The 8,749-nt window shown below is 67.2% G+C and carries 13 protein-coding genes; 5 read left to right on the forward strand and 8 right to left on the reverse strand.

Annotated elements, in window-relative coordinates; translation table 11 throughout:
- The first annotated feature begins 159 nt into the window (after positions 1-159).
- Positions 160-816, forward strand: a complete 657-nt coding sequence (locus AWC14_RS00740; protein ID WP_052425692.1) for a cutinase family protein — start codon at positions 160-162, stop codon at positions 814-816.
- A gap of 18 nt (positions 817-834) precedes the next feature.
- On the forward strand, positions 835-1,491 hold the full coding sequence (locus AWC14_RS00745; RefSeq protein ID WP_045384523.1) for a cutinase family protein: 657 nt from the start codon (positions 835-837) through the stop codon (positions 1,489-1,491).
- Between the two features lie 3 nt (positions 1,492-1,494).
- Here the strand turns inward: AWC14_RS00745 and truA are convergent, their stop codons facing one another.
- The 8 genes from truA to infA all read right to left on the reverse strand — a co-directional run bounded on the left by truA (position 1,495) and on the right by infA (position 5,996).
- Positions 1,495-2,364, reverse strand: coding sequence for a tRNA pseudouridine(38-40) synthase TruA (gene truA / locus AWC14_RS00750; protein ID WP_045384525.1), 870 nt, complete (start codon positions 2,362-2,364; stop codon positions 1,495-1,497).
- 7 nt (positions 2,365-2,371) lie between these two features.
- Positions 2,372-2,893, reverse strand: a complete 522-nt coding sequence (gene rplQ / locus AWC14_RS00755) for a 50S ribosomal protein L17 (protein ID WP_045384527.1) — start codon at positions 2,891-2,893, stop codon at positions 2,372-2,374.
- 27 nt (positions 2,894-2,920) lie between these two features.
- Positions 2,921-3,964 carry a DNA-directed RNA polymerase subunit alpha gene (locus tag AWC14_RS00760; RefSeq protein ID WP_045384529.1) on the reverse strand — a complete coding sequence of 348 codons (1,044 nt, stop codon included), beginning with the start codon at positions 3,962-3,964 and terminating at the stop codon, positions 2,921-2,923.
- A gap of 74 nt (positions 3,965-4,038) precedes the next feature.
- Positions 4,039-4,644: a 30S ribosomal protein S4 gene (gene rpsD / locus AWC14_RS00765; protein ID WP_045384531.1), complete on the reverse strand. Its 606-nt coding sequence runs from the start codon at positions 4,642-4,644 to the stop codon at positions 4,039-4,041.
- 10 nt (positions 4,645-4,654) lie between these two features.
- Positions 4,655-5,068, reverse strand: a complete 414-nt coding sequence (gene rpsK, locus AWC14_RS00770; protein ID WP_045384533.1) for a 30S ribosomal protein S11 — start codon at positions 5,066-5,068, stop codon at positions 4,655-4,657.
- A 3-nt stretch (positions 5,069-5,071) separates the two neighbouring features.
- On the reverse strand, positions 5,072-5,446 hold the full coding sequence (gene rpsM / locus AWC14_RS00775) for a 30S ribosomal protein S13 (RefSeq protein WP_045384535.1): 375 nt from the start codon (positions 5,444-5,446) through the stop codon (positions 5,072-5,074).
- 162 nt (positions 5,447-5,608) lie between these two features.
- A complete protein-coding gene (rpmJ, locus tag AWC14_RS00780; RefSeq protein ID WP_003879483.1) occupies positions 5,609-5,722 on the reverse strand; it encodes a 50S ribosomal protein L36 in 114 nt (37 codons plus the stop codon).
- Positions 5,723-5,774: 52 nt separating this feature from the next.
- Positions 5,775-5,996 (reverse strand): translation initiation factor IF-1, encoded by a 222-nt coding sequence (infA, locus tag AWC14_RS00785; RefSeq protein ID WP_003418601.1) that lies wholly within the window; start codon positions 5,994-5,996, stop codon positions 5,775-5,777.
- Between the two features lie 239 nt (positions 5,997-6,235).
- Here infA and AWC14_RS00790 point away from each other — a divergent pair, with 239 nt between their 5' ends.
- The 3 genes from AWC14_RS00790 (at position 6,236) to AWC14_RS00800 (ending at position 8,720) form a co-directional block, all read left to right on the forward strand.
- Positions 6,236-7,087: an LLM class F420-dependent oxidoreductase gene (locus AWC14_RS00790; protein ID WP_045384539.1), complete on the forward strand. Its 852-nt coding sequence runs from the start codon at positions 6,236-6,238 to the stop codon at positions 7,085-7,087.
- Positions 7,088-7,100: 13 nt separating this feature from the next.
- Entirely contained in the window at positions 7,101-7,970 is an 870-nt protein-coding gene (locus tag AWC14_RS00795; RefSeq protein WP_045384543.1) for an LLM class F420-dependent oxidoreductase, read from the forward strand.
- Between the two features lie 156 nt (positions 7,971-8,126).
- Entirely contained in the window at positions 8,127-8,720 is a 594-nt protein-coding gene (locus AWC14_RS00800) for a WXG100 family type VII secretion target (RefSeq protein ID WP_085240915.1), read from the forward strand.
- Positions 8,721-8,749: the final 29 nt, after the last annotated feature.

The raw sequence follows: 8,749 nt of genomic DNA on the forward strand, positions 1-8,749 counted from the left end.
CCGGAATCGACCTCACGATAAGCCGGTGGCCGGCCCTCGTGCGCCCGCCGATCCACAGGAAATGAGGATTTCGCAGGTTACCGGTAATATCTCCTCGTGCTCTCCCACCACACCCGTCGCTGGAACCGCCTGGGCGCCGCGGTACTGGCCGCCGGCGCCATGCTGGTCGCCCCCAGCGCATTGCCGGTCGGCGTCCCGTCAGCCTCTGCCGTCGACTGCCCGGACGTCGAGGTGATCTTCGCCCGGGGGACCAGCGAAAAGCCCGGTGTCGGACGCGTCGGCCAGGCCCTGGTCGACTCGCTGCGCCAGCAAACCGGCCTGAACATCGACGCCTACGGCGTGAACTATCCCGCGGGCAAGTTGCAGTTAGGCGGCGGCGACGGCGCCAACGACACCATCAAGCGGGTCAAAGACGTCGTGCAGGCCTGCCCGAACACCAAGATCGTGCTCGGCGGATACTCCCAGGGCGCCTCGGTGATGGACATCGTGGCGGGGGTGCCGGTGGGCGGGGTTACCTTCGGAAGCCCGCTGCCCGCCGAATACGCCGACAACATCACCGCGCTTGCCACCTTCGGCAACATCGCCGACCGGTCGGGCAGCCCGATCTCCGCCCAGAGCGCATTGCTGGGTTCCAAGGCCATCGACCTGTGCAACCCCGGGGACCCGATCTGCCACGCCGGCCCCGGTAACGAGTGGAGCGATCACACCGACGGCTACGTGCCCACCTACACCACGCAGGCGGCGACGTTCATCGCGGCCAAGCTGTTGGCGGCTCAGACTCAGGCGCCGCCGCAACCCGACGTACACATCAATTAGACCGGCTAATATCGGGCTATGAACCTCCGCTCGATACGTTCGCTGGTGCTCGCTGCGTTGTTTGCCGCGGCGGCGTTGGTGAATGGCCCCGCACCCGCCGCGTCGGCGGCGTCCTGCCCGGATGCCCAACTGGTATTCGCCCGCGGCCGGATGGAGCCGCCCGGGCCCGGGCAGATCGGCAACGCGCTGCTCAGCGCGCTGCGCCCCAGGGTGGCCAGCAAGAACATCGGTCTGTATGCCGTCAACTACGCCGCGAACACCGATGTGCAGCAGGGCGCCAACGACATGAGCGGTCACGTCCAGTACATGGCCAACAACTGCCCGGACACCCGGCTGGTGCTCGGCGGCTACTCGCTCGGCGCTGCCGTCACTGATGTGGTCCTCGCCGCGCCCGGCCCGATGTTCGGGTTCGACAATCCGCTGCCGCCCGGGGTGGATCAGCACGTCGCCGCGGTCGCGCTATTCGGCAACGGAAGTCAATGGGTGGGGCCGATCACCAACTTCAACCCGACCTACAACGACCGGACCATCGAGCTGTGTCACGGCGACGATCCGATTTGCAACCCGGCGGATCCGAAGACCTGGCAGAACAACTGGCCTCAGCACCTGGCGCCCGCCTACATCCAGGCCGGCATGGTCAATCAAGCCGCCGACTTCGTCGCCGGCAAGCTCTGAACTTCAGCCGCGCGAACGTAGGTCGCGGGTTACCAGGGTCCGGGCCTGCAGCTCGCTGTCGGGCGGATAGTCGACGCCGGTCAGCGTCAAACCCTGCGGCGGTGCGGCGGCGAAGTCACTGGACCGGCTCGTCGCGCTGAGCAGGCCGCGGCACCAGTCGGCGGTGCGCCGGTGCTCGCCGACCGCTAGCAGCGCCCCGACCAGCGACCGCACCATCGACCAGCAGAACGCATCGGCGCTGACGTGGGCGGTGACCAGATCGCCGTCGCGGGACCAGTCGAGCCGCTGCAGGTCGCGAATCGTGGTGGCGCCGTCGCGGTGGCGGCAGAATGCAGCAAAGTCGTGCAGCCCCAACAGGTCTCGCGACGCGACAGCCATCGCGTCCAGATCCAGTGGGCGCGGCCAGGCCGTCACGAACCGGGCCTGCTGCGGATCCACCCCGTACGGCGCCGTGGACAGCCGGTAAACGTAATGCCGGCGCAGGGCCGAGAATCGGGCATCGAAACCCGCTGGGGCGCGGGTGATATCGCGGACCCGGACATCGGCGGGTAGCAGCCGTCCCAGGCGTCGCACCAGCGGCACGAACTCCGGCTCGGCCGAACGTCGTACACGCGGATAGACATTGGGCAGCGCATCGACCGGGATGTCGGCATGGGCCACCTGTCCGGTCGCGTGCACGCCGGTGTCGGTACGCCCGGCGGCACGCAGCCGCACCGGCGTCCGGAACACCGTCGACAGCGCCTCGTCGAGCACGCCGGCCACCGTGCGCTGACCCGCCTGCACCGCCCAGCCCGCGAAATCCGTCCCGTCATAGGCGATGTCGAACCGGAGACGAACGTGCCCGCCACCGGTGTCGGTGGCGGGCACATCCACAGTGTCGTCAGGACTCGTCGGCGTCAGCCTTCGGTTCCTCGGCCTCGGCCTCGGCCTCAGGACCCACCGCCGCCTCCGGCTCGACCGCAGCTTGCGGCGCGGCGGCCGCCGCCACGGGTGCGGCCTTCGACGCGGCTGCCCGGCGGGCCCGGTTGGCCTCCGAGGTCACCGTCTTCTCCTGCACCAGTTCGATCACCGCCATCGGCGCGTTGTCACCCTTGCGCGCCTCGACTTTGATGATGCGGGTGTAGCCGCCGTCGCGGTCGGCGAAGTGCGGCCCGATCTCGGCGAACAGGTTGTGCACCACGTCCTTGTCGCGGATCTTCTTGAGCACCTCGCGCCGGTTGTGCAGCGTGCCTTTTTTGGCGTGGGTGATCAGCTTCTCGGCGTACGGCCGCAACGCCCGCGCCTTGGGCTCGGTCGTCTTGATCCGGCCGTGCTCGAACAGCGCCGTGGCCAGGTTGGCCAGGATCGCCTTCTGGTGCGACGACGACCCGCCGAGGCGACGGCCCTTGGTGGGCTTGGGCATTGCTGACTCCTTGGTTAGTGCAAAAGGTTAGAGCTGTTCGGTTTCGGCGTAGTCCTGGTCGTCGTAGCCGCTGTCGTTGGACCAGGTGCCGGTGGCCACGTCGTAACCCGCGACCTCCGACGGGTCGAAGTGCGCCGGGCTGTCCTTGAGCGACAGGCCCAACTGGTGCAGCTTGACCTTGACCTCGTCGATCGACTTCTGGCCGAAGTTGCGGATGTCCAGCAGGTCGGACTCGGTGCGGGACACCAGCTCGCCGACGGTGTGAACGCCCTCGCGCTTGAGGCAGTTGTAGGACCGCACGGTCAGATCCAGGTCGTCGATCGGCAGCGCGAACGACGCGATGTGGTCGGCCTCGGCGGGCGACGGCCCGATCTCGATACCTTCGGCCTCGACGTTGAGTTCGCGTGCCAGACCGAACAATTCGACCAGCGTCTTACCGGCCGACGCCAGCGCGTCGCGCGGGGTAATCGAGTTCTTGGTCTCGACGTCCAGGATCAGCTTGTCGAAGTCGGTGCGCTGCTCGACGCGGGTGGCGTCCACCTTGTAGGTGACCTTGAGCACCGGCGAGTAGATGGAATCGACTGGAATACGGCCGATTTCGGCGCCCGACGCCTTGTTCTGCACGGCCGGCACGTACCCGCGGCCACGCTCGACGACGAGCTCCACCTCGAGCTTGCCCTTGTCGTTCAGCGTCGCGATGTGCATGTCGGGGTTGTGCACGGTGACCCCGGCCGGCGGCACGATGTCTCCGGCGGTGACCTCACCCGGGCCCTGCTTGCGCAGGTACATCGTCACCGGCTCGTCTTCCTCGGAGGACACCACCAGGCTCTTGAGGTTCAAGATGATGTCGGTGACGTCTTCCTTGACACCGGGCACGGTGGTGAACTCGTGCAGCACTCCGTCGATGCGGATGCTGGTGACCGCCGCGCCGGGGATCGACGACAGCAGCGTGCGCCGCAGCGAGTTGCCCAGCGTGTAGCCGAAGCCCGGCTCCAGCGGCTCGATGACGAACTGCGAACGGTTTTCGCTGATGGTCTCTTCGGACAGGGTGGGTCGCTGTGAGATCAGCATGGTGTTTCTTCTTCTCCTTCTCGGCACCCGCTATTTGATGCCGTTCAGACCTGTATCGGTCGATACAGGGGGTACTACTTCGAGTAGAACTCGACGATCAGCTGCTCGGTGAGCGGGATGTCGATCTGAGCCCGCTCCGGCAATTGGTGGACCAGGATGCGCTGACGCTCGCCGACCACCTGCAGCCAGCTGGGGATCGGCCGGTCGCCCGCGGTCTCGCGCGCGATCTGGAACGGCAGCGTGTTCAGCGACTTGTCCTTCACGTCGATGATGTCGTACTGCGACACCCGGTAGCTCGGGATGTTCACGCTGACGCCGTTGACCAGGAAGTGGCCATGGCTGACCAGCTGGCGGGCCATCCGGCGGGTCCGCGCCAGCCCGGCGCGGTACACCACGTTGTCCAGCCGGCTCTCCAGGATCTGCAGCAGCTCCTCGCCGGTCTTGCCGGGACGGCGCACCGCCTCCTCGTAGTAGCGGCGGAACTGCTTTTCCATCACGCCGTAGGTGAAGCGCGCCTTCTGCTTCTCCTGCAACTGCAGCAGGTACTCGCTCTCCTTGATCCGCGCGCGGCCGTGCTGACCGGGCGGGTAAGGGCGCTTCTCGAATGCTTGATCCCCGCCGACCAGGTCGGTGCGCAACCGACGCGATTTGCGAGTGACGGGTCCGGTGTAACGAGCCATGTGTTATCTCCTAGACGCGCCGACGCTTGGGCGGACGGACACCGTTGTGCGGCTGCGGGGTGACGTCGGCGATCGCGCCGACCTCCAGGCCCGCGGCCTGCAAGGAGCGGATGGCGGTCTCCCGGCCCGAACCGGGGCCCTTGACGAACACGTCGACCTTGCGCACGCCGTGCTCTTGCGCCTTGCGGGCGGCGTTCTCGGCGGCCAGCTGCGCGGCGAACGGCGTCGACTTGCGCGAGCCCTTGAAGCCGACGTGGCCCGAGGACGCCCAGGCGATCACGTTGCCCTGCGGGTCGGTGATGGTCACGATCGTGTTGTTGAACGTGCTCTTGATGTGGGCGGCGCCGTGCGGGACGTTCTTCTTTTCCCGCCGCCGGGTCTTTTGACCCTTCTTCGCTGCGGCGGCCTTCTTTGCGGGTGGCATCGGTTACCTGGCCTTCTTCTTGCCTGCGATGGTGCGCTTGGGGCCCTTGCGGGTGCGCGCGTTGGTCTTGGTCCGCTGGCCACGCACCGGCAGGCCGCGACGGTGCCGCAGGCCCTGGTAGCAGCCGATCTCGATTTTGCGGCGGATGTCGGCCTGCACCTCGCGGCGCAGATCACCCTCCACCTTCAGGTTGCCTTCGATGTAGTCGCGCAGCCGGGTCAGCTGGTCATCGGTGAGGTCCTTGGTGCGCTGATCCCGGTCGATGCCGGTGGCGGCCAGAATCTCGTTCGACCGGGTACGGCCGATGCCGTAGATGTAGGTCAGCGCGACCTCCATGCGCTTGTCGCGCGGCAGGTCAACGCCCACTAGACGTGCCATGGGTGGCGTGCCCCTTTTCCTCTTCTTGACGGAGGTTCTGATCCCAGTCCGTTCCCGGCTGACTGCTCCGGGGCCCGGCCTCCGTTCCGGCCGTAGATGAGCGGCCTATCCGCTCAGTGGTGCTGGGAGGTCTGCATTCAGTTGTGAGGGCGGAAGCCCTGACTAGCCTTGTCTTTGCTTGTGCCGCGGATCGGAGCAGATCACCATGACCCGCCCATGCCGGCGGATGACCCTGCACTTGTCGCAGATCGGCTTGACGCTCGGGTTCACCTTCACGGCTGTTTCGATCCTGTTCTGTCTTCTCGCTGGTCGGATGGTTCGGGTTTGGTCACTTGTACCGGTACACGATGCGGCCCCGGGACAGGTCGTAGGGCGACAGCTCCACCACCACCCGGTCCTCGGGCAGGATGCGGATGTAGTGCTGCCGCATCTTGCCGCTGATGTGGGCGAGCACCTTGTGGCCGTTTTCCAGCTCAATGCGGAACATCGCATTGGGCAGGGGCTCGACCACGCGGCCCTCGACCTCGATGGCACCGTCCTTTTTGGCCATAACCTTCCAGGGATCCTCGTCTTGGGTTTTTCGTCGGGGTATGCGCCCGAACCGGCGCAGCATTCGCTCGACTTAAAACGTGGGCCGAGGTCAGGAAAATTTTGCAAATTCCTAGGACAGGGCACGCAAAAAGCCGGCGCGGATGACGCACCGTTGCTCCACGATACCCGCATTGCCGCCCTGCGCCAAAATGCTTGACCAGCGGAATAGCAGCCGTCGGGCGTCAGGTTCCACACACCATGACTGACGCAGCAGCACGCAAGCCAAACCTCGGCCGGTTCGGATCGTTCGGGCGCGGTGTCACCCCGCAGCAGGCCAAGGAAATCGAGGCCCTCGGCTATGGCGCTGTCTGGGTGGGCGGCTCACCGCCGGCCGAGCTGGAGTGGGTGGAGCCCATCCTGGAGCAGACGACGACGCTGCAGGTGGCCACCGGGATCGTGAACATCTGGACCGCGCCGGCCAAGCCGGTGGCAGAGTCGTTTCACCGCATCGACAAGGCCTACCCGGGCCGCTTCTTGCTGGGCATCGGCGTGGGCCACCCCGAAGCGCACGGCGAGTACCAAAAGCCCTACGACGCGCTGGTGCGCTACCTGGACCAGCTCGACGAGTTCGGCGTGCCCGCCGAACGCCGAGTTGTCGCGGCGCTGGGCCCGCGCGTGCTGGGCCTCTCGGAACAACGCTCCGCCGGGGCGCACCCCTACCTGACCACCCCCGAGCACACCGCCCGAGCCCGAGAACTGATCGGCCCGTCGGCGTTCCTGGCGCCCGAACACAAGGTCGTGCTGACCACCGACGCCGAGGAGGCGCGGGCCGTCGGCCGCAAGGCCCTCGATATCTACTTCAACCTGGCTAACTACCGCAACAACTGGAAGCGGCTGGGCTTCACCGACGACGACATCGCCCGCCCGGGCAGCGACCGCCTGGTCGACGCCCTCGTCGCCTACGGCACCCCGGACGCGATCGCCGTCCGGCTGGGCGAACACCTCGACGCCGGAGCCGACCACGTCGCCGTGCAGGTGCTGACCCGACCTGACAAGCTGGTGCCGGCGCTGGCCGACCTGTCCGGCGCGCTAGGACTGAACCCCGCCTGACCGAAGGATCTAGATGACCGAGGCCGTTTCGCTCAAACCCGACCTGGGCCGCTACGGCGTATGGCTGGGCACCCGCACCCTCTCCCCCGACCTGGCCGCGCAGATCGAATCGCTGGGCTACGGCGCGGCCTGGATCGGCGGATCGCCCGACGCCGAGCTGTCGTGGGTGGAACCGGCGCTGGCTGCGACCAGTTCGCTGCAGCTGGCCACCGGGATCGTCAACATCTGGTCGTCGCCGGCCGCGGCCGTCGCCGAGTCGTACCAGCGCATCGAAAAGGCCTATCCGGGACGGTTTCTGCTGGGCATCGGCGTCGGTCACCCCGAACACACCCAGCAGTACCAAAAGCCGTACGACGCGCTGGTGAGCTACCTCGACGAACTCGACGCGGCGACCCTGCCGACCAGCCGTCGCGTGATCGCGGCGCTGGGCCCCAAGGTGTTGCGGCTGGCCGCCCAGCGCAGCGCCGGTGCCCACCCGTATCTGACCACGCCCGAACACACCGCACACGCCCGGGAGTTGGTCGGCAACACGGTGTTTCTGGCGCCCGAACACAAGGTGGTGCTGAGCACCGACCCTGCGGAGGCCCGCCGGATCGGGCGCAAGAGCGTCGCCTTCTACCTGGGCCTGGGCAACTACGTGAACAACTGGCGCCGGCTCGGATTCACCGAAAGCGACGTGCGCGAACCCGGCAGCGACAAGCTGATCGACGCGCTGGTGGCCTACGGCAGCTCCGACGCAATCGCCGCCCGCCTCGATGAACATCTGGAGGCTGGCGCCGACCACGTGGCAATCCAGGTACTCACCCGGCCCGAGAACCTGGTGCCGGCGTTGACCGAACTCGCCGCCGCGCTGGGACTGACGGTCGGAGGCTCGGGCGGGTGATCGCTGCATGCAGATCAACTGTGGCAGGGGAAATATGATGTGGTCGGCGTATTCGACGCCGGTGGCCCACCCTGGCGCTGACTTGCGAAATTGTTGTCACCTCGGGTTCCGCGGCTGGGGTAGCGTTTTGTGGTCGTTCGTTTGACGGGAGGTGCGATGTCGGAATTGCGGGTGACCCCGGAGTTGTTGACGCACGCCTCTGCGGAGTTCGGTGCGGTGGCGCAGGAGTTGCGCGCGGGTCTGGGATCCATTGACGACGAGGTCGGCAAACTGTTGGGCGGTTCGTGGACCGGTGAGGCGTCGTCGTCGTATGGCGCGGTGTGGCGCGAGTGGCATGAGGGCGCGTCGAAGGTGTTGGGGGGGGGTGACGACGATGTCGGCGTTGTTGGCCGATGCGGCGTCGCGCTATGCGCAGACCGATCAGGCGGGCGCCGCGGGCATCGACGGGGCGGGGGTGTAGGCGTGAGTGCGTTCCGGGTGGATCCGGCGGCGTTGTTGGCGGCCGCGGAGCGGATGTCGCAGTTCGAGCAGCAGATGGAAGACAAGCTGGCTCACCTGACGGCGACGGAGCGGTCGTTGGGCACGGCGTGGGATGGTTCGGGCGGACAAGCGCAGGCCGGCGCGCAGCAGCGCTGGTCTGAGGGGGCGGCCGAGATGCGCCAGGCGTTGGCCGATCTGCGTCGTATCGCCGTGGGTGCGCACGAGAATTACCACGGCGCAGCGCAAACGAATATCCGCAACTGGGGCTGACCCCTGGTGGGTGGCTATGAGGTCGACCC

Source organism: Mycobacterium kyorinense (assembly GCF_002101735.1).
In the GTDB taxonomy this organism is placed as follows: Bacteria; Actinomycetota; Actinomycetes; order Mycobacteriales; family Mycobacteriaceae; genus Mycobacterium; species Mycobacterium kyorinense.

Excerpts from the sequence above, each read along its gene's own strand:
- AWC14_RS00795 (WP_045384543.1), top strand. The coding sequence starts at position 7,101 with ATGACCGAGGCCGTTTCGCTCAAACCCGACCTGGGCCGCTACGGCGTA.
- rpsK (WP_045384533.1), bottom strand. The coding sequence starts at position 5,068 with ATGCCACCCGCAAAGAAGGCCGCCGCAGCGAAGAAGGGTCAAAAGACC.
- rpsM (WP_045384535.1), bottom strand. The coding sequence starts at position 5,446 with ATGGCACGTCTAGTGGGCGTTGACCTGCCGCGCGACAAGCGCATGGAG.
- infA (WP_003418601.1), bottom strand. The coding sequence starts at position 5,996 with ATGGCCAAAAAGGACGGTGCCATCGAGGTCGAGGGCCGCGTGGTCGAG.
- rpsD (WP_045384531.1), bottom strand. The coding sequence starts at position 4,644 with ATGGCTCGTTACACCGGACCCGTCACTCGCAAATCGCGTCGGTTGCGC.
- AWC14_RS00745 (WP_045384523.1), top strand. The coding sequence starts at position 835 with ATGAACCTCCGCTCGATACGTTCGCTGGTGCTCGCTGCGTTGTTTGCC.
- rplQ (WP_045384527.1), bottom strand. The coding sequence starts at position 2,893 with ATGCCCAAGCCCACCAAGGGCCGTCGCCTCGGCGGGTCGTCGTCGCAC.
- AWC14_RS00800 (WP_085240915.1), top strand. The coding sequence starts at position 8,127 with ATGTCGGAATTGCGGGTGACCCCGGAGTTGTTGACGCACGCCTCTGCG.
- AWC14_RS00740 (WP_052425692.1), top strand. The coding sequence starts at position 160 with ATGCTGGTCGCCCCCAGCGCATTGCCGGTCGGCGTCCCGTCAGCCTCT.
- AWC14_RS00790 (WP_045384539.1), top strand. The coding sequence starts at position 6,236 with ATGACTGACGCAGCAGCACGCAAGCCAAACCTCGGCCGGTTCGGATCG.
- AWC14_RS00760 (WP_045384529.1), bottom strand. The coding sequence starts at position 3,964 with ATGCTGATCTCACAGCGACCCACCCTGTCCGAAGAGACCATCAGCGAA.